General features: G+C 58.8%; 21 protein-coding genes and 1 pseudogene. 17 read left to right on the top strand and 5 right to left on the bottom strand.

What is annotated here, in order from left to right; translation table 11 throughout:
* Positions 1–35 precede the first annotated feature (35 nt).
* Positions 36–275, top strand: a complete 240-nt coding sequence (locus PSPTO_RS05570) for a ribbon-helix-helix domain-containing protein (protein ID WP_005770970.1) — start codon at positions 36–38, stop codon at positions 273–275.
* Entirely contained in the window at positions 275–685 is a 411-nt protein-coding gene (locus tag PSPTO_RS05565; RefSeq protein WP_005770968.1) for a putative toxin-antitoxin system toxin component, PIN family, read from the top strand. The genes PSPTO_RS05570 and PSPTO_RS05565 overlap by 1 nt, the downstream gene beginning before the upstream one ends.
* 51 nt (positions 686–736) lie before the next feature.
* Here PSPTO_RS05565 and PSPTO_RS05560 read toward each other — a convergent pair whose 3' ends face one another.
* A complete protein-coding gene (locus tag PSPTO_RS05560) occupies positions 737–1,501 on the bottom strand; it encodes an SDR family NAD(P)-dependent oxidoreductase (RefSeq protein ID WP_005770966.1) in 765 nt (254 codons plus the stop codon).
* Between the two features lie 464 nt (positions 1,502–1,965).
* Here PSPTO_RS05560 and PSPTO_RS05555 point away from each other — a divergent pair, with 464 nt between their 5' ends.
* The 11 genes and pseudogenes from PSPTO_RS05555 to PSPTO_RS30165 all read left to right on the top strand — a co-directional run.
* Positions 1,966–3,234, top strand: a complete 1,269-nt coding sequence (locus PSPTO_RS05555) for an OprD family porin (RefSeq protein ID WP_007244158.1) — start codon at positions 1,966–1,968, stop codon at positions 3,232–3,234.
* Between the two features lie 178 nt (positions 3,235–3,412).
* A complete protein-coding gene (locus PSPTO_RS05550) occupies positions 3,413–4,240 on the top strand; it encodes an NAD-dependent epimerase/dehydratase family protein (protein WP_011103399.1) in 828 nt (275 codons plus the stop codon).
* A gap of 56 nt (positions 4,241–4,296) precedes the next feature.
* Positions 4,297–5,181, top strand: a complete 885-nt coding sequence (locus PSPTO_RS05545; protein WP_011103398.1) for a glucurono-1,5-lactonase — start codon at positions 4,297–4,299, stop codon at positions 5,179–5,181.
* A 56-nt stretch (positions 5,182–5,237) separates the two neighbouring features.
* The gene (locus PSPTO_RS05540; RefSeq protein ID WP_005770956.1) at positions 5,238–6,263 is read left to right on the top strand and encodes a TRAP transporter substrate-binding protein; all 1,026 of its coding nucleotides are present in this window, start codon (positions 5,238–5,240) and stop codon (positions 6,261–6,263) included.
* 63 nt (positions 6,264–6,326) lie between these two features.
* A complete protein-coding gene (locus PSPTO_RS05535; RefSeq protein WP_005770954.1) occupies positions 6,327–6,854 on the top strand; it encodes a TRAP transporter small permease in 528 nt (175 codons plus the stop codon).
* Positions 6,855–8,135 carry a TRAP transporter large permease gene (locus tag PSPTO_RS05530; protein WP_011103397.1) on the top strand — a complete coding sequence of 427 codons (1,281 nt, stop codon included), beginning with the start codon at positions 6,855–6,857 and terminating at the stop codon, positions 8,133–8,135.
* Between the two features lie 83 nt (positions 8,136–8,218).
* Positions 8,219–9,190 (top strand): EamA family transporter, encoded by a 972-nt coding sequence (locus PSPTO_RS05525; RefSeq protein WP_011103396.1) that lies wholly within the window; start codon positions 8,219–8,221, stop codon positions 9,188–9,190.
* On the top strand, positions 9,165–10,046 hold the full coding sequence (locus PSPTO_RS05520; protein WP_011103395.1) for an aldose 1-epimerase: 882 nt from the start codon (positions 9,165–9,167) through the stop codon (positions 10,044–10,046). The genes PSPTO_RS05525 and PSPTO_RS05520 overlap by 26 nt, the downstream gene beginning before the upstream one ends.
* 114 nt (positions 10,047–10,160) lie before the next feature.
* Positions 10,161–10,391: a type II toxin-antitoxin system VapB family antitoxin gene (gene vapB / locus PSPTO_RS05515; RefSeq protein WP_003380366.1), complete on the top strand. Its 231-nt coding sequence runs from the start codon at positions 10,161–10,163 to the stop codon at positions 10,389–10,391.
* On the top strand, positions 10,391–10,795 hold the full coding sequence (vapC, locus tag PSPTO_RS05510) for a type II toxin-antitoxin system tRNA(fMet)-specific endonuclease VapC (protein WP_005770950.1): 405 nt from the start codon (positions 10,391–10,393) through the stop codon (positions 10,793–10,795). Before vapB ends, vapC begins: the two co-directional genes overlap by 1 nt.
* A 31-nt stretch (positions 10,796–10,826) precedes the next feature.
* Positions 10,827–10,946 (top strand): annotated as a pseudogene (locus PSPTO_RS30165) (aldose 1-epimerase); the annotation flags it as partial.
* 32 nt (positions 10,947–10,978) lie between these two features.
* Here PSPTO_RS30165 and PSPTO_RS30160 read toward each other — a convergent pair.
* A complete protein-coding gene (locus tag PSPTO_RS30160) occupies positions 10,979–11,818 on the bottom strand; it encodes a hypothetical protein (protein WP_161797795.1) in 840 nt (279 codons plus the stop codon).
* 60 nt (positions 11,819–11,878) lie between these two features.
* Between PSPTO_RS30160 and PSPTO_RS05500 the strand changes: the two genes are divergently transcribed.
* Positions 11,879–12,391, top strand: a complete 513-nt coding sequence (locus tag PSPTO_RS05500; RefSeq protein WP_005615033.1) for a sigma-70 family RNA polymerase sigma factor — start codon at positions 11,879–11,881, stop codon at positions 12,389–12,391.
* Positions 12,391–13,053: a ChrR family anti-sigma-E factor gene (locus PSPTO_RS05495; RefSeq protein ID WP_005770944.1), complete on the top strand. Its 663-nt coding sequence runs from the start codon at positions 12,391–12,393 to the stop codon at positions 13,051–13,053. Before PSPTO_RS05500 ends, PSPTO_RS05495 begins: the two co-directional genes overlap by 1 nt.
* A gap of 22 nt (positions 13,054–13,075) precedes the next feature.
* Here PSPTO_RS05495 and PSPTO_RS05490 read toward each other — a convergent pair whose 3' ends face one another.
* The 3 genes from PSPTO_RS05490 to PSPTO_RS05480 all read right to left on the bottom strand — a co-directional run bounded on the left by PSPTO_RS05490 (position 13,076) and on the right by PSPTO_RS05480 (position 15,918).
* The gene (locus tag PSPTO_RS05490) at positions 13,076–14,332 is read right to left on the bottom strand and encodes a 3-phosphoshikimate 1-carboxyvinyltransferase (RefSeq protein ID WP_011103393.1); all 1,257 of its coding nucleotides are present in this window, start codon (positions 14,330–14,332) and stop codon (positions 13,076–13,078) included.
* Positions 14,333–14,427: 95 nt separating this feature from the next.
* The gene (locus PSPTO_RS05485; RefSeq protein WP_002556144.1) at positions 14,428–14,910 is read right to left on the bottom strand and encodes a PAS domain-containing protein; all 483 of its coding nucleotides are present in this window, start codon (positions 14,908–14,910) and stop codon (positions 14,428–14,430) included.
* Between the two features lie 3 nt (positions 14,911–14,913).
* Entirely contained in the window at positions 14,914–15,918 is a 1,005-nt protein-coding gene (locus tag PSPTO_RS05480) for a response regulator (RefSeq protein ID WP_005770940.1), read from the bottom strand.
* Positions 15,919–16,208: 290 nt separating this feature from the next.
* Here PSPTO_RS05480 and PSPTO_RS05475 point away from each other — a divergent pair, with 290 nt between their 5' ends.
* Positions 16,209–16,658 (top strand): DUF2384 domain-containing protein, encoded by a 450-nt coding sequence (locus tag PSPTO_RS05475; protein WP_003380356.1) that lies wholly within the window; start codon positions 16,209–16,211, stop codon positions 16,656–16,658.
* Entirely contained in the window at positions 16,655–17,116 is a 462-nt protein-coding gene (locus PSPTO_RS05470; RefSeq protein WP_005770938.1) for an RES family NAD+ phosphorylase, read from the top strand. The genes PSPTO_RS05475 and PSPTO_RS05470 overlap by 4 nt, the downstream gene beginning before the upstream one ends.
* The last annotated feature ends 145 nt before the right edge of the window (positions 17,117–17,261 follow it).

The raw sequence follows: 17,261 nt of genomic DNA, 5'->3' as shown, positions 1-17,261 counted from the left end.
TGTATAAACACATAAACACCTATCGAGGAAAAGGTATGAATACAACTCGCTGGAACATAGCCGTTTCTGTAGACACTGACCAATCGCTGCGCATGTTTCTGGCCAGCCAAGGCGGTGGTCGCAAAGGCGACCTCTCTCGCTTCATCGAAGAAGCAGTGCGGGCACATATTCTGGAATTGAGCGCTGAGCAGGCAAAAGCTTCCAATGCGCATTTAAGTGAGGCACAGCTGACCAACACGATTGATGAAGCTCTCGACTGGGCACGCAAACCCTGATGCGGGTCGTATTGGATACCAACATCCTGTTCAGCGCCCTGATCTCGCCACATGGTGCACCCGACACCTTTTATCGTGCCTGGCGCACCGCCCGCTTCGAGATAGTGACCTCACAGATGCAGCTGGATGAAATTCGTCGGGCCAGCCGCTACCCCAAGTTGCAGGCTATCCTGCAGCCCTCCAAAGTTGGCACCATGATCAATAACCTGCAGCGAGCTCTAGTGCTAGAGCGCCTGACAATTGAAGAAGAGGCCGATGATCCAAATGATTCATTTTTGCTGGCTATGGCGCTTGCAGGCGATGCGGACTATTTAGTCACTGGCGATCGCCGCGCCGGCCTTTTGCAGCGCGGCCACATTGGGCGTACGCGAATCGTGACGTCTGCACTCTTCTGCGCTGAAGCACTTTAAAATGATCACAATCGACCACCTGGCGAGGTGGCAAAGGCGCAGCTAGCAACATCAAGCCTGCGGCGGCTGGCCGTTGGACGCTGACAATCCGCCATCCACCGGGAGGTTGACGCCAGTCACGAAGCGCGCGTCTTCACTGGCCAGAAAAGCGATGACATCGCCGACATCTTCAGCTTCGCCCGGACGCCCCAGCGGGATGCGTTCCATGAACTTTGCCATTAATGCTTCATCACCCAGCATGTCTTCAGTCAGTTCGCTGCGAGTCAGTGATGGGCAAACGGCATTGATTCGTACGCCATCTGCGCCATGGTCCAGGGCCAGCGCGCGGGTGAAATTGGTAATCGCGCCTTTGGCAGCATTGTAGAAGCTCATGCCCCAGTCGCCGCCCAGGCCGGACACCGACGATACGTTGATGATGTTGCCTTTGCTGGCGATCAACGCAGGCATGGCGGTACGGGTGCAATAAAAAACACCATCCAGATCCACTGACATCACTGCTTTCCAGTCTTCCACGCCCAGCTCCGTCACCTTGCCCGACTTGACGACACCTGCGTTGTTGACCAGTACATCCAAGCGACCGAAGCGTTCAGCCACTTCCTTGAACAGCGCCTCTACATCCGTCAGATCCGCCACATCGGTAGCCCTGATCAGATGCTCTGCACCTTTCAGTTGCGCGGCTACTTTGGCAAGCTTCTCCTGATTGCGACCGACCAGCACGACGCTCGCGCCTTCATGTGCGAAACGCTTGGCGGTCGCTTCGCCGATTCCAGAACCGGCTCCGGTGACAACAACGACTTTCTGGGTGAATCGATTCATGCGGCAGCTCCAAAAGAGAGAATGGGTTATGAGGTGGACTGCGCAGTCTTGCGTAGCGTTCAGTCCCATTCAGCCAGCGCTTTATGACCGGTTAAAAATCAGGTGAATCGGTAAACCTCGACTAACAGCGCGTTGACAAACAGAGGCCACGCTGTAAATATCGCCTTGGTTGTACGACAACCTATAACGCCAAAAATAAAAACAAGACTGGGCCAATCATGAAAACTCTCGTCTACACGTCCGCCCCACCGATTATTGAAGCCTTACCTGCTCTGGCTGCGTTGCAGTGCCTGACACCTTTTCAGATTCACAGTATTCGCTGATACACCGCGAACGGTACTCGGCCGTCTGTCGGTCGAGGCCATGCCTGGCAACAGGCATCACGTAATCCTCGAAGGTGTCGGTCGCCGCTGCGCGTGACCAGAAAAGGGGACGGTTTTGATAAACAAGGGAGCAAAACAATAATGACATCTCACACTTCCCGCTCGCGCATCCTGCTGGGTGTTGGCGGCATGACGCTGATTTTCCCGATGCTGAGCATGGCCGAAGGTTTCGTGGACGACACCAAAGCCACGCTGACCCTGCGTAATGCGTACTTCAATCGTAACTTCACCAACCCCGCGTTTCCCAACAGCGCAGCGCCGCAGAACAAAGCCGAAGAATGGACACAAAACTTCATCCTCGATGCCAAGTCGGGCTTTACCCAGGGCGTGGTCGGTTTCGGGGTTGATGTGCTGGGCCTGTATTCGCTCAAGCTTGATGGCGGCAAAGGCACGGGAGGCACTCAGTTGCTGCCGATCCACAGTGACGGCCGCCCGGCGGATGATTTCGGGCGTCTGGGTGTGGCGGGCAAGGCTCGGGTTTCCAAGACCGAACTGAAAGTGGGCGAATGGATGCCGGTGCTGCCAATCCTGCGTTCCGATGACGGCCGCTCGTTGCCGCAAACCTTTCAGGGCGGACAGGTGACGTCCAGGGAAATCGACGGGCTGACGTTGTATGGCGGCCAGTTCCGGGGCAACAGCCCGCGTAACGACGCCAGTATGGAAGACATGTCGATGAACGGACGAGGCGCGTTTACTTCTGATCGCTTCAACTTCGGCGGCGGTGAGTACGTCTTCAACGACAAGCGCACTCAGGTCGGTGTCTGGTACTCGGAACTGCAGGACATCTACCAGCAGCAGTACTTCAACCTGTTGCACAGCCAGCCCATCGGCGACTGGACCCTGGGGGCCAACCTGGGTTTCTTCACCGGCAAGGAAGACGGCAACAAGCTCGCGGGCGATCTGGACAACAAGACCACCTACGCGCTGCTTTCAGCCCGCTACGGCGGCAGCACATTTTATGTCGGCCTGCAGAAACTCACCGGCGATACGGCGTGGATGCGCGTCAACGGCACCAGCGGCGGCACGCTGGCCAACGACAGTTACAACTCCAGCTACGATAACGCCAAAGAGAAATCCTGGCAGTTGCGCCACGACTACAACTTCGCAGTGCTCGGTGTACCCGGCCTGACCATGATGAACCGCTATATCAGCGGCGATAATGTGCACACCGGCACCATCACTGACGGCAAGGAATGGGGGCGCGAGTCGGAACTGGCGTACACCGTACAAAGCGGCGCACTGAAGAACCTCAACGTCAAATGGCGCAACGCAAGTATCCGCCGCGACTTCAGTGTCAATGAATTCGACGAAAACCGGGTGTTCATCAGCTACCCGATTTCGCTGCTCTGACCGTGAGGCAAAGCCTGCCTTCCGAGACCGGCTTTGCCTTGTCGCAGGTGTCTGTGCTGCAGTTCGCACAGGGACTTTTTTATACCTTGGCCGCGTTGACAATTCACGTAGGCGGTGCCGATAATCCGGCAAGTCATACGACAACAGATGACAAAAAATAACAATCGGGACTTTTCTCATGGCATCGGCTCATACCACTCAAACTCCCTTCAATCGCCTCCTGCTGACCGGTGCTGCAGGCGGCCTGGGCAAGGTATTGCGCGAGACATTGCGCCCTTACTCACACATTCTGCGACTCTCTGATATCGCCGAGATGGCGCCCGCGGTCGGCGACCATGAAGAAGTGCAGGTCTGCGATCTGGCGGACAAAGACGCCGTACACCGTCTGGTCGAAGGCGTGGACGCCATTCTGCATTTTGGCGGCGTGTCGGTCGAACGGCCTTTCGAGGAAATCCTCGGCGCTAATATCTGCGGCGTGTTCCATATCTACGAGGCCGCCCGCCGGCATGGCGTGAAACGCGTGATCTTCGCCAGCTCCAACCATGTGATCGGTTTCTACAAGCAGAACGAAACCATCGACGCGCACTCCCCGCGCCGCCCGGACAGCTACTATGGTTTGTCCAAGTCCTACGGCGAAGACATGGCCAGCTTCTACTTTGATCGTTACGGCATCGAAACCGTCAGCATCCGCATCGGCTCATCGTTCCCTGAACCACAGAACCGCAGAATGATGAGCACCTGGCTGAGCTTCGATGACCTGACCCGGTTGCTCGAGCGCGCCCTGTACACGCCGGACGTCGGCCACACCGTGGTGTATGGCGTGTCGGACAACAAGACCGTGTGGTGGGACAACCGCTTTGCCAGCAAACTGGACTACGCCCCTAAAGACAGCTCGGAGGTCTTCCGCGCCAAGGTCGACGCCCAGCCAATGCCGGCGGACGACGACCCGGCAATGGTTTACCAGGGCGGTGCGTTTGTAGCGTCCGGACCGTTCGGCGATAAATAAGCGGCGCGCTCCTGGCGCAGAACTCTGGTTGCACAACTCTGGAGATACGAACCGTCATGGATGCCGAACTGATAGTCGATGCACAGAATGCAACGGGCGAAAGCCCGGTCTGGAGCGTGCGTGAACAAGCGTTGTACTGGGTGGATATTCCCAACGGCGAGCTGCATCGCTGGGATTCCAGTCAGGACCGCACGCGCAGTTGGAAAGCCCCGCAAATGCTGGCCTGTATCGCTGCCGACAGCCGTGGCGGCTGGATTGCCGGGATGGAGAACGGCCTCTATCACTTGCAGCCCTGCGACGACGGCAGCCTGATCAGTACCCTGCTGGCCAGCGTTGAGCATGCTCAAACGGGCATGCGCTTCAATGATGGCCGTTGTGATCGCCAAGGGCGCTTCTGGGCGGGCACCATGCTGATGGACATGGCAGCGGGCGCAGTGGTTGGTGCACTGTATCGCTACAGCGCCGGGCAAAAGACACTGGAGGCGCAACTCAAAGACCTGATCGTCCCCAACGGCCTGGCGTTCAGCCCGGACGGCAAAACCATGTACCTGTCCGATTCACACCCCGCTGTACAAAAGATCTGGGCTTTCGATTACGACACTGACAGCGGCACGCCACATGACCGCCGACTGTTCGTGGACATGAACAACTATCTGGGCCGCCCGGACGGCGCTGCAATCGACGCAGACGGCTGTTACTGGATCTGCGGCAACGACGCGGGTCTGGTCCATCGCTTTACCCCCAACGGCAAACTCGACCGCTCGCTGGTCGTGCCCGTGAAAAAACCTGCCATGTGTGCGTTTGGTGGCCCGAACCTGGACACCCTGTTCGTGACCTCCATTCGCCCAGGTGGCGATCTCAGCGACCAGCCGCTCGCCGGTGGTGTGTTCGCTTTGCGACCTGGCGTCAAAGGCCTGGAGGAACCCGTTTTTCAGGGCTGATTGCGCCTACCGAACAATCCTTAGCTCGACCAAAAATAACAACATTGGAGATATCCATGGATTTCAAACGCAAGCTTCTCATCGCGGCACTCCCGCTGGCCTTCTGCATGTCGGGCCTGGCCCAGGCAGACGTCAAAATCAAGTTCGCCGAGGTTCATCCCGCAGGCTACGCGCCGGTTGTGGCCGAACAGAACATGGGCAAGAAGCTCGAGGAGCAATCCAAGGGCGAGATCAGCTTCAAGATGTACGCCGGCGGCGTGCTTGGCTCCGAGAAGGAAGTGGTCGAGCAAGTGCAGAGCGGTGCCGTGCAGATGACCCGCGTCAGCCTCGGCATCGTCGGCCCGGTAGTGCCGGACGTCAACGTCTTCAACCTGCCGTTCGTGTTCCGCGATCAGGCACATATGCGCACGATTATCGACGGTGAGATCGGCCAGGAAATTCTCGACAAGATCACCAACTCGCAATTCAACATGGTCGCGCTGGCCTGGATGGATGGCGGCACCCGCAACCTGTACACCAAAAAACCGGTACGGCAGATTGCTGACCTCAAAGGCATGAAAATCCGCGTTCAAGGCAACCCGGTGTTCATCGAAACCATCAACGACATGGGCGGCAACGGCATCGCCATGGCTACCGGCGAGATCTTCAGCGCCCTGCAGACCGGCGTCATCGATGGCGCTGAAAACAACCCGCCCACCTACTTCCAGCACAACCACTACCAGAACGCCAAATTCTTCACGATGACCGAGCACTTGATCCTGCCTGAGCCGATCGTGATGTCGAAAGCCACCTGGGAAAAGCTCAAGCCCGAGCAACAGGCGCTGGTGAAAAAGCTCGCGCGTGAAGCGCAGATGGAAGAGCGCGTGTTGTGGGACAAGTCGTCAGCCGATGCCGAGGTCAAGCTCAAGGCCGCAGGCGTGGAATTCATCACGCTGACACCGGAGCAGAAGAAAGCGTTCTACGACGCTACCCAACCGGTACGTGACAAATTCGGCGCGCCCTACAAGGACTTGATCAGCCGCATCGAAGCGGTCCAGACCAATCCGGCGCTGGCTGCGGCCAGTTCCCAAGCGGCCCAATAAGCCTGTCCGATTAAGCTGCGGGGACGAGCGCAAGCTCGTTCGCCGCCGCAGTGGTGAGCCTCCATGAAAAATACGCTTTTGCGCATCAACGACACGCTCTATCGGGCCTGCATCGGTATCGCCGGTCTGTCGGTGCTGATCATGACCCTGATCATCCCCTGGGGCATCTTCGCCCGCTACATCCTGGGCAGCGGCTCCAGTTGGCCGGAACCTACCGCCATTCTGCTGATGGTGGTGTTTACCTTCTTCGGTGCCGCCGCCAGCTACCGCGCCGGGGCGCACATGGCCGTTTCGATGGCGGTAGACCGCATGCCGCAGCAGGTACGCCGCATCGCCTCTGTGCTGGTGCAGATCCTGATGGCGACAGTGGCCCTGTTCATGATCTTCAAGGGCTTCAAGCTGTGCGCCACCACCTGGAATCAGTTTGTCGGCGAACTGCCCTTTCTGCGCGTCGGGATCTCTTACCTGCCGATCCCCATCGGCGGCATCGTGACCCTGGTTTTCGTGCTGGAAAGACTGTTTCTGGGCGACCAGAGTCATCGCGCAGTGATGCGCTTCGACGTTATTGAAGAAAGCGAAGGTGCCGCATAAATGGACGCTTTTATACTGTTGGGCAGCTTCATCGCACTGATACTTCTCGGCATGCCGGTTGCCTACGCGCTGGGCCTGTCAGCCCTGATCGGTGCCTGGTGGATCGACATTCCGGCCGACGCCTTGATGATCCAGATCGCAGGCGGGGTGAACAAGTTCTCGCTGCTGGCGATCCCGTTCTTCGTGCTGGCCGGGGCAATCATGGCCGAAGGCGGGATGTCACGACGGCTGGTCGCGTTCGCCGCAGTACTGGTGGGCTTTGTGCGCGGCGGCCTGTCGCTGGTCAACATCGTGGCATCGACCTTCTTCGGCGCTATCTCGGGTTCTTCCGTGGCCGATACCGCATCGGTAGGCTCGGTGCTGATACCGGAAATGGAACGCAACGGCTACCCTCGGGACTTCTCGACCGCCGTGACCGTCAGCGGCTCGGTTCAGGCTCTGCTTACGCCTCCCAGCCACAACTCGGTGCTTTATTCACTGGCCGCTGGCGGCACGGTATCGATTGCCTCGCTGTTCATGGCCGGGATCATGCCAGGGCTGTTGCTCAGCGCGGTGATGATTGGCCTGTGCATGATTTTCGCGCGCCGACGCAATTACCCCAAGGGTGAAGTGATTCCGCTGCGCAAAGCGCTGAAAATTGCCGGTGAAGCGCTCTGGGGCATGATGGCCATGGTCATCATTCTCGGTGGCATTCTGTCGGGGATCTTCACCGCCACCGAGTCGGCTGCCATTGCCGTGCTCTGGGCGTTCTTCGTCACCATGTTCATTTACCGCGACTACAAATGGCGCGATCTGCCCAAGCTGATGCACCGGGCTGCGCGGACCATCTCCATCGTGATGATCCTGATCGGTTTTGCCGCCAGCTTCGGTTACATCCTGACGCTGATGGAAATCCCGATGAAGATCACCACGGCGTTCCTGACCCTGTCAGACAACCGCTACGTGATCCTGATGTGCATCAACGTCATGTTGCTGCTGTTGGGCACTGTCATGGACATGGCCCCGCTGATCCTGATCCTCACGCCGATTCTGTTGCCGGTCATCGTCGGCGTCGGCGTGGACCCGGTGCACTTCGGCATGATCATGCTGGTCAATCTGGGGATCGGGCTGATCACACCGCCGGTGGGCGCAGTGCTGTTCGTCGGCGCGGCGGTGGGCAAAGTCACCATCGAAGCCACCGTGAAAGCCTTGCTGCCGTTCTACGTCGCGCTGTTTCTGGTGCTGATGCTGGTCACCTACGTTCCTGCCATCTCGCTGTGGCTGCCGAGCGTCGTGCTCTAAGGTCTGTCGCTGCAACGCCACCGGGCTCTGCAAAGAGCGCCGGTGCGCACTCTCTGTTATCCAGCCAAGGAGGCTGGTTGCGTATGTCCGCCCCTGCCCTGTTCCCCCGTCACATTGCCGTGCTGATCCTCGCGCTGCTGGCCTGCTCGTTTGCCGGCAATCACATTGCCGCACGTATTGCCTTCGATCATGACACCGGTCTGCTGCTGGCCATCCTTTGTCGCTCTGGCATGACCTTGCTGGTACTCACCAGCCTGGTGCTGTGGCAACGTGAAACACTCAGTCTGCCGGCCAGCACTTGGCGCTGGCAGTTGTTGCTCGGGCTGCTGATCGCGACCCAAAGCTTTTGCATCTATTCGGCAGTGGCGCGCATTCCGGTCGCGTTGGCGTTACTGGTGGTCAATGTCTCGCCGATCCTGCTGGCGTTGCTGACCTGGGCGCTGGGCGGTGCCAGGCCGACACGCCGTGCGGCAGGCCTGATGGCGCTGATTCTGTTTGGCCTGACACTGGCGCTGGACGTACCGCAGCGGTTGTCGAACCCGGGCAGCAGCGAGCCGCAGTGGCTGGAGGGCATCGCCTACGCGGGCACCGCCGCGGTGGTATTCGCGTTCGCACTGTGGATAACCGATAACAAACTGGCGGGCATGCGCGGCAGCGTTCGCAGCATGCTGACCATGGCCGTGGTGTTTGTGGTAGCAGCCGTTGCAGGCAGCAGTGGCGTATTGCCCGGCGGCGTGGATCTCCCCTCCAGCCGAATCGGCTGGACCGCACTGGCGAGTCTGGTGCTGCTCTACGGGCTGGGTTTCTCGCTGCTGTTCATCTGTATGGCGCGTCTGGACATCAGCCGCAATGCTCCGGTGATGAACATCGAGCCGGTGGCGAGCCTGCTGTTCGGCTGGCTGATTCTCGATCAGTTGCTCAGCAGCGGCCAGATCCTCGGCGGGCTGATCGTGGTCAGCGGCATTGTGCTGCTGACCTGGCGCCGCGCCACCCCGCAAGCCCCCCAACCACCCGACAAGGCCCTGCATCATGCCCGTGAACGTTCTGACCCTTGAAGACGGCATTACCCGCCTGAGCGTCGCTCCCGACATCGGCGGCAGTATTGTCAACTGGACCGTACTGGCCAGCGGACAACCTCTGCTGCGCCACAGTGACGAGGCAGCCCTGGCTGCCGGCACTGCGAGGCGGCTGGCCTGCTACCCGCTGGCGCCCTGGTCGAACCGGATCGGCAGCGGCGGCTTCGACACGCCCGATGGCTGGCTCGCACTGACCCCCAACAGCGCCAACGACCCGTTGCCGATTCATGGCAGTGCCTGGCAGCAGTCATGGACGGTCATTGAGCACACCGCAGAGCAGGTCTGTCTGCAACTCGACAGCCAGAAGCCATTCGCCTACCGCGCGCACCTGCGCTACACCCTGCACGATGGCAAACTGAGTATCGAACTGACCACCACTCATCTGGACAGCCACGCCATGTGGCACGGCCTGGGCTTGCACCCTTACCTGCCACGCACGCCCCATACACGCCTGCAGGCCAGGGCCGCGCAGGTCTGGCTGTGCGATGAGGCAGGTTTGCCAAGCGAGTTGCAGGATCTGCCCGCCGAATGGAACTTCCACCACAGCAACACACTGCCCGAAGCTCGGCTGGACAACGGCTTCACCGGCTGGGATGGCCACAGCCTGATCAGCCAGCCAGACCTGGGCTATGAGCTGCACTGCCACGCCACTGGCAGCGAGTACTTTCTGGTGTTCTGCCCACCGGGGCTGGATTTCTTCTGTTTCGAGCCGGTCAGCCACCCGGTCAATGCCCATCATTTGCCGGGGCATCCGGGGTTGAAGCTGTTGCGGCAAGGGGAGTCGATGGGGTTGGGGGTCAGTCTGCAGTACAAAGTCGTGTCGCGGACATTATGAATACGTCCCTGGCAGCTCATTTCAGGTTACAAGGCAAGCCGGGATATCCCATTGACATATCCCTAAAAAAACCTACTCTTGCCTATCAGACAGACCCGCCAGGAGGAATGCCCCATGGAACAATCCACAGTCTTCAAAAGCAATCGAAGTCAGGCTGTTCGACTTCCAAAAGCGGTGGCATTGCCCGACGACGTGAAACGGGTAGACGTGGTAGCAGTGGGCAGGACACGCATCATTTCCCCTGCTGGTGAAATGTGGAACAGTTGGTTCGATGGTGAAAGTGTCAGTGATGACTTCATGGCAGAGCGCGAGCAGCCAGTTGAACAACTGCGCGAATCACTCTGATGCTCAAATACATGCTCGACACCAATATCTGCATCTTCACTATCAAGAACAAGCCGGTGTCGGTACGTGAGGCCTTCAACCTTCATCACGGGCAGCTGTGTATCAGCGCGATCACGTTGATGGAGCTTGTCTACGGCGCAGAAAAGTCTTCCAGTCCCGAAAGAAATCTTGCTGTTGTAGAAGGTTTTGCAGCGCGTCTTGAATTGCTTCCCTACGATAGCGACGCCGCGGCTCACACCGGCATGATCAGAGCCGAGCTGGCCAGAGCGGGTACACCGATTGGCCCGTACGATCAAATGATTGCAGGACATGCCCGCTCTCTTGGCCTCGTGGTCATCACCAACAACCAGCGTGAATTCCAGCGCGTCGAGGGGCTGAGGGTAGAAGACTGGGTAAGCCAATGACCTCAACGCTATAACTGCAACGCCTCTTGGTTTTGAGCCGGTCAGCCACCCGGTCAATGCCCATCATTTGCCGGGGCATCCGGGGTTGAAGCTGTTGCGGCAAGGGGAGTCGATGAGGTTGGAATTCAGCCTGCAGTACAAGAAACCGTAACAGGCCTTATCCACGCGCTGACTGACTACTTCTCACGGGGTAATCACCAGTGTTGAAAGACCGCTGACGCTAGTAACGCCAGTGGCGGTGTCGCAGCTGTCGTTCAACGTTGACTGAAGATTGCCCAGTAAAAATGTACTGGTGGCATTGGCGCCTTTATAACGGCCGTCCACAATTGTCCCAACACCGACAATGGTCGTGTTTAAAGTACCAATGTTATTGATCGTCGCGTTGAACGTGTAAGTGCTGGTGACGCCATCGCTCCAGCTAATGACCCATGTCCTGCTGGAGGTTGGCAGCAGTAACGACTGGCAGGAAAAAGTCGACTGGAAGCTTTCGCTGGACGAAGCGCTGGTAACCAGAGGGAATGAGAGCGAAACACACGGGCTCCAGTTGCTCGTCGTCGATACAACAATCGTCTGACTGGTGTTGGTCAATCCTGGCGACCAGTTTGTAGTATGGGTTCCTGTACAGGTAACCAGATTTAAAGCCTCGGCTTGAGCTCGCTGAGGCGCAAAAAACCCCATACAAACGATGACCAGCAGTACACCGGCCAGCCTGGCCAGCGTAGATGAAGCACGTGCAACGCGAGTGTCCATAATGGTCTCCCTGACCTTGATAACATCCAGATCAAACATTAAACAGCCAGCGCTCACTGAGCTACTGTCAGAAATGACAGCGACGGCCTGCATGACCGGCCCGTGGTCATTGTCATGGCCGCACCTGTAAAATGCCTCCACACCGCTCGTCACATCCTGTGATCCACTCTTCATCCCGCTACGTAACACCTCTGCATCGCGAACCAAAACCAGACAATAGTGATCAGAAGGTGGATTATGCGCATTACTGCCAGTCTCAGGACCTTCTGTCACTTGTCCACCCCTCACAGCGACTCGACAACAAGCCGACTTTGGATTGATGAAGTCACCGCCGTGGCCCGCCAGAGGGACCGCGATAGCTTCATGCGCATCTACGATCACTTCGCCCCGCGTTTATTGCGTTACCTGACGGGGTTGAATGTGCCCGAGGGGCAGGCGGAAGAATTGGTGCAGGAGGTGCTGCTCAAGCTGTGGCACAAGGCGGAATCCTTCGACCCGAGCAAGGCCAGCCTGGGCACCTGGCTGTTTCGTATCGCGCGCAATCTGTACATCGACAGCGTGCGCAAGGACCGCGGCTGGGTGCAGGTGCAAAATTCACTGGAACAACTTGAGCGTCTGGAGGCCCCTGTAGACAGAACGCTCGATTACAGCCAGCGCCAGGAGCAACAACTTAATAGTGCCATTCAGAACCTTCCCACTGATCAGGCCAAAGTGTTGCGAATGTCTTACTTCGAAGCGCTCAGCCATCGGGAAATTTCTGAACGTCTTGATATGCCACTGGGCACGGTGAAGTCGTGCCTGCGCCTGGCCTTTCAAAAATTGCGCTCGCGGATCGAGGAGTCATGATGGGCCCACTACATCATCCGGATGACGCAACCCTGATCAGCTACGCCGCAGGGGCGTTGTCGCAGGTCATCGCGGTAGTCACCGCTGCTCACCTGGAGCGCTGCGCCGAATGCCGGGCACGGCTGCGGCAGGCCGAACAGATCGGCGGCGTTTTGATGCAGCAGTCCATCAGCCGTGTGGTGCCGCTCAAAAGCCGGATGGCCATGCTGGCGCGCCTGGACGAGCAGGAAACCAGCGTCGATTCGGTCATGCACGCCATGCCAGCGGCCAATCATGACCCTGACTTGCTTCCCCACTGCATGCACGCGCATTTCGGCCGGCACCTGAGCACATTGAAGTGGAAAACCCTGATCCCCGGTGTTCAGCGCGTCAGCGCTCAGGGGATCGAACAGGGCAACCTCATGCTGCTGAAAATCGCACCCGGCGTCAGCATGCCGGTCCACAGCCATGAAAGCGGCGAAATGACCATGGTGCTCAAGGGCGCTTATCACGACGTGCAGGGTGAATTCGGACTCAACGATGTGGCCGATCTGGACAGCCACATCCAGCACCAGCCCATCGCCTACCCTGATCGGGAATGCATCTGTGTATTGGCGGCAGAGTCAAAGCTGCGCTTCCACGGCTGGATGGCGCGGATGATGCAGCCGTTTTTCGGGATTTGAAAAGCGGCTGCTACAGCAGCTATCAGCGCTGAACACTCACCCCCAGCGAAGCCAGCGCATCCCAGTAACCCGGATAGGTCTTGGCGACGCAATCGGGATCCTGAATATGGATGCCTTTGATCTTCAAACCAGCCAGGGCAAAGCACATGGCGATGCGATGGTCGGAATGGGTGTCGATCAGTGCGTTGACTGTGGTCCCTGCCAGCGCCGGGTTGGCGTGCACGATCAGGTCGTCGCCCTCTTCAACCGCAAGGCCCGGTGCGATGGCGCACAGGCCGTCACACAGCGCTGAAATACGATCACATTCCTTGACCCGCAGGTTGGCGATGCCGACGAAGCGTACCGGCTGACGATTGAAGGCCGCGAGCACTGCGAGGGTCGGAATGGCGTCCTGCATTTGCGAACCGTCGATCACCGCCGGCATGTTCGGGAAGCTGTCGATGATCTGGCTGGCCAGCGCGTCAGGCTGAGTGAATGCATCACTGGCCACGCCCAGGTCGATGTTGCCTTCGGTCAGGGCTTGTGCGGCCCAGAGGTAGGTGGCTGCCGATGCATCCGGCTCGATGTGGAAATCCGTAGCGTGGTAGCCGGTGGCCGAGACTTTCCAGGCAGCGTCGCCGATGGCCTGAACTTCAGCGCCGAAGGCCTGCATCGCCGCCAGGGTCAGGTCGACATAGCCGCGTGCGCCGATCTCGCTACCGGTCAGAGCAACTTCAAGCGAGCCTTTGCCACACGCTCCGGCCATCAGCAGCGCCGATACGTACTGGCTGGACAGGTTGCCGTCGATTTCAATACGCCCGGCTTGCAGACCGCCCTTGCCCTTGATCGCCACGGGCGGGCAACCGCTGGGCGCGCTGATTTCCACGCCCATGCGCTGCAAGGCATCGACCAGCGGGCCGATCGGGCGTTTACGCATGTACTCGTCGCCATCCACCACGAAGTCGCCTTCAAAGTTGGCCAGCGCAGCGGTCAGAAAGCGCGTCGCGGTCCCGGCGTTGCCGAGAAACAGCGCTTGCTGCGGCGCTTGCCAGTGGCCGCTGCTGGTGACCACAAAGGTGCTGTCATCCGGCTCGTCGACCTGCACGCCCATCAGTCGCAGTGCTTCGGACATCACACGGGTATCGTCACTCTTCAGCGCGCCGGTCAGGCGGCTGGTGCCTTTGGCAAGCCCCGCCAGCAGCAGTGCGCGGTTGGTGATCGACTTGGAGCCCGGCGGGCTGACGCGCCCGACCAGCGGGCGCTCGACAGGCATAACAGTGAGAGTGGCTTGAGGTCGCATGATGTCCCTGAGCGTCAGCGGAAAATCGCGATCCTAGCACGAGCGGGATCAAGCCCGCAGGGCGGTTTTGCTGACCCTGCGAGCCTGATGGCCGATTACTTTTGCTCGGCACCGGACAATTGCTGCAGCTTGTCATTGGCTGCCTGCAATTGGTTGCGGTTGGCAGCCACGTCGGTGACGTCGTAGATCACCAGGCACACATGGCTGATCGCGCCGGTCGTCGAGCGCAGCGGGAACAGCGTAGTGTTCTGGTACATGAACTCTTCGTGACCGGTAATCGGCTGGTAATTCTTGAAGCGCACCAGGTATGGCCGCTGCTCCCAAATCGTAAATGCCGGTGTGCCGAGGGTAACGACGTTATCGATTTTCTTGCTCAGCCATTGCCGGTTCACCTCTGGAAACAGCTCGAAAAAGGTCTTGTCGATGGCCACATAGGGCACCACGCCGGAGCGGTTTTCCATGAAGGTGTTCCAGACCGTCACCCGGTAGTTCAGGTCCAGCACCACAATGCCCACGTCAATGTTCTGCGTGACGGCCAGCAACCAATGAAGCTCGTTGATTTCGATAGCGTTGCTCATGGGTCAGCTCATCATGTAGGCGAGTTTTTTGCTGAGCAGGTCGACCGAATCTTCGGTAAACAGCATCAGCAGATCGAAGTGAATGTTGTGGCCTTCCACGCTGTAACTGATTTCGACCGCCAGGGTCTTTTTCCAGCGCTGCTGATTGATACGAATCAACTCGTCGATGCCGCCCTGCGCACCCAGCAACTGAGGGTGGCCTTGTGAGAACGCGATGTCGATCTGCTCGGCAATTCCGCTCAGGCAGGCACCGATGAGGATGGTGGAAAGGTCCAGCAGCATCTCCATGTTCGAGCTGTCGGAATTATCGTCGCCCATCAACTTCGATACGCCGGAGATTTCCGAGTCGTGGAAGATCAGCAGCGCTTCGCCGGCAATACCGCCACCGATGTAGCCCTGACACACCGCCGTCAGGTGCTGATCCGCGTGGGCATCGGCCAGCGCCATGTGCAATTCGCCGACTTCCAGCATGTTGACGTTGGGCACCGGCAACTGCACGAACACACCCAGCACCTTGGCCAGCAGCGCCGCGGCGCGGCCCATCGCAACGTTGATGGTTTCGCGGAAGGCATCCTGAAAGCTGATCACCCCGCCCGCGCTGTTCAGGGCCGGCAGCGCAACGGGAATAGCCGGCGGTTTGCCCAGCAGGCCGAGGCGTTCCAGTGTGCTTTTCAGTTCGTCCGGGTCGGCAGGCTTTTTCAGAAACGCCAGCGCGCCGAGTTCCATGACCCGACGCACGGCTTCGTCCTGCACGTCGCCTGACACCACGATGACTTTGGCGTCCAGATTTTCGGCACGAATCGCTGCCAGCGTCTGGTAGCCGTCCATCACCGGCATGGTCAGGTCGAGCAGGACGACCTGGCCCTGCCCCTTACGAATGGCTTCCAGACCTTCCTCGCCCTGGGTGGCCAGCGTGACCGCCACATCCCAATCGGCAGGCAGCGCACGCAGCAGCTGCTTGCGCGCCATGTTTGAGTCATCGCATATCAACAGTGCAAGCGTGGACATCGTGTAGTTCTCACTGCAAAAAAATCAGGCTGGCGACGGGGACAGCACGTACACGTTCGACGGCACTATCGAGATTGGGCACTATCGAGATCAATCTGACATTGAGCCTATAACGCTCGCTCAGCAACATTCAAACTAAACCTATAGCCTTAAGTCGGCGATGTTTGGCGTTTCTGTAATTTAAGTCACTTTTTGTTGCTGCAAATCACTACCGCGACCCGCCAAACGGGCTTACCATCAAGTGATAGATTTAATAGCAATCACTCGATAGCTCAGTCACGAGGTGTGTCATGTCTCTGCCCATCAGCGATTACCATCCCGCCCTGCCCCGGCAGGACGATTTCTGGCAGCACCTCGGTATTCCGGCGCGTGGCACCCGTTTGTACACAGCGCTGCACAGCGGCTTGCCCTATGAAGTGTTCGAGCGCCTGGCGCACTACACCGACCTGAACCGCTCGACGCTGGCTGAACATCTGGGTATCGCCCCGGCGACCTTGCAGCGGCGCCTCAAGGTGCGCCGCTTCAATGCCGAGGAAAGTGACCGTTTGTTTCGTCTGGCAGCCGTCTACAAGGCGGCACTGGACCTGTTTGAAGACGACACCGAAGCCACGCGTCTGTGGCTGGCCAATCCGGTCTATGGGCTGGGCAATCGCAGACCGCTGGAAATGCTCGCCACCTCAGCCGAAGCCCAGGCCGTGCTGGACCTGATCGGCCGGCTGGAACACGGAGTCGTGGCGTGATTGCAGTGTATCGCCTGGTCAAACGCAAATGGCTGGCTCAGGCGTTCGACGGCGAAGGCGCAAAGCTCTATGGCGGGCGCTGGAACAGCAAGGGCAATGCCTGCGTGTATTGCGCGGGCAGCGAGTCACTGGCGTTGCTGGAAATACTGGTTCACCTGAACAACAGCGGCGTGGCCCGGCATTACGCCATGCTGGAACTGCAGATAGCCGAAGCACATATCCTCAACGCCCGCCCCGACACCCTGCCCCCCGACTGGCGCGAAGAACCCGCGCCACAAGCCACCGCCTCATTCGGCGACGCCTGGCTGGCCTCCGGTCAAAGCCTGGCGCTGGCCGTGCCCAGCGTGATCATCCCGCGCGAGTCCAACTACCTGCTCAACGTCCGGCACCCGGAATTTCAGGCTGTTGTGGCAACAGTCAAGGAGCTGGAATTTGTGGTTGATTCGCGTTTGAAATGAGGCCACCGGCCCCCGAAGTAACGTCTGAAAATGGCAATAGATTACAAAGCAGACCTCCCCAAGTCCTATGTAGCTGCTTTGCCTAATGTCTAGGCGGCATGCATTTCAACTAAACACTTGCACCTGAAAAAAACCGATACAAAAA

Origin of the sequence: Pseudomonas syringae pv. tomato str. DC3000 (assembly GCF_000007805.1) — a bacterium.
Lineage (GTDB): Bacteria > Pseudomonadota > Gammaproteobacteria > Pseudomonadales > Pseudomonadaceae > Aquipseudomonas > Aquipseudomonas avellanae.
The sequence above is the reverse complement of the archived record's forward strand: the minus strand, read 5'-3'. Positions and strand labels throughout refer to the sequence as shown.

Excerpts from the sequence above, each read along its gene's own strand:
- PSPTO_RS05560 (WP_005770966.1), bottom strand. The coding sequence starts at position 1,501 with ATGAATCGATTCACCCAGAAAGTCGTTGTTGTCACCGGAGCCGGTTCT.
- PSPTO_RS05490 (WP_011103393.1), bottom strand. The coding sequence starts at position 14,332 with ATGCGACCTCAAGCCACTCTCACTGTTATGCCTGTCGAGCGCCCGCTG.
- PSPTO_RS05520 (WP_011103395.1), top strand. The coding sequence starts at position 9,165 with ATGCCCGTGAACGTTCTGACCCTTGAAGACGGCATTACCCGCCTGAGC.
- PSPTO_RS05540 (WP_005770956.1), top strand. The coding sequence starts at position 5,238 with ATGGATTTCAAACGCAAGCTTCTCATCGCGGCACTCCCGCTGGCCTTC.
- PSPTO_RS05475 (WP_003380356.1), top strand. The coding sequence starts at position 16,209 with ATGTCTCTGCCCATCAGCGATTACCATCCCGCCCTGCCCCGGCAGGAC.
- PSPTO_RS05485 (WP_002556144.1), bottom strand. The coding sequence starts at position 14,910 with ATGAGCAACGCTATCGAAATCAACGAGCTTCATTGGTTGCTGGCCGTC.
- PSPTO_RS05535 (WP_005770954.1), top strand. The coding sequence starts at position 6,327 with ATGAAAAATACGCTTTTGCGCATCAACGACACGCTCTATCGGGCCTGC.
- PSPTO_RS05550 (WP_011103399.1), top strand. The coding sequence starts at position 3,413 with ATGGCATCGGCTCATACCACTCAAACTCCCTTCAATCGCCTCCTGCTG.
- PSPTO_RS05525 (WP_011103396.1), top strand. The coding sequence starts at position 8,219 with ATGTCCGCCCCTGCCCTGTTCCCCCGTCACATTGCCGTGCTGATCCTC.
- PSPTO_RS05495 (WP_005770944.1), top strand. The coding sequence starts at position 12,391 with ATGGGCCCACTACATCATCCGGATGACGCAACCCTGATCAGCTACGCC.
- vapC (WP_005770950.1), top strand. The coding sequence starts at position 10,391 with ATGCTCAAATACATGCTCGACACCAATATCTGCATCTTCACTATCAAG.
- PSPTO_RS05555 (WP_007244158.1), top strand. The coding sequence starts at position 1,966 with ATGACATCTCACACTTCCCGCTCGCGCATCCTGCTGGGTGTTGGCGGC.
- PSPTO_RS05565 (WP_005770968.1), top strand. The coding sequence starts at position 275 with ATGCGGGTCGTATTGGATACCAACATCCTGTTCAGCGCCCTGATCTCG.
- PSPTO_RS05530 (WP_011103397.1), top strand. The coding sequence starts at position 6,855 with ATGGACGCTTTTATACTGTTGGGCAGCTTCATCGCACTGATACTTCTC.
- PSPTO_RS05570 (WP_005770970.1), top strand. The coding sequence starts at position 36 with ATGAATACAACTCGCTGGAACATAGCCGTTTCTGTAGACACTGACCAA.
- PSPTO_RS05480 (WP_005770940.1), bottom strand. The coding sequence starts at position 15,918 with ATGTCCACGCTTGCACTGTTGATATGCGATGACTCAAACATGGCGCGC.
- vapB (WP_003380366.1), top strand. The coding sequence starts at position 10,161 with ATGGAACAATCCACAGTCTTCAAAAGCAATCGAAGTCAGGCTGTTCGA.
- PSPTO_RS05545 (WP_011103398.1), top strand. The coding sequence starts at position 4,297 with ATGGATGCCGAACTGATAGTCGATGCACAGAATGCAACGGGCGAAAGC.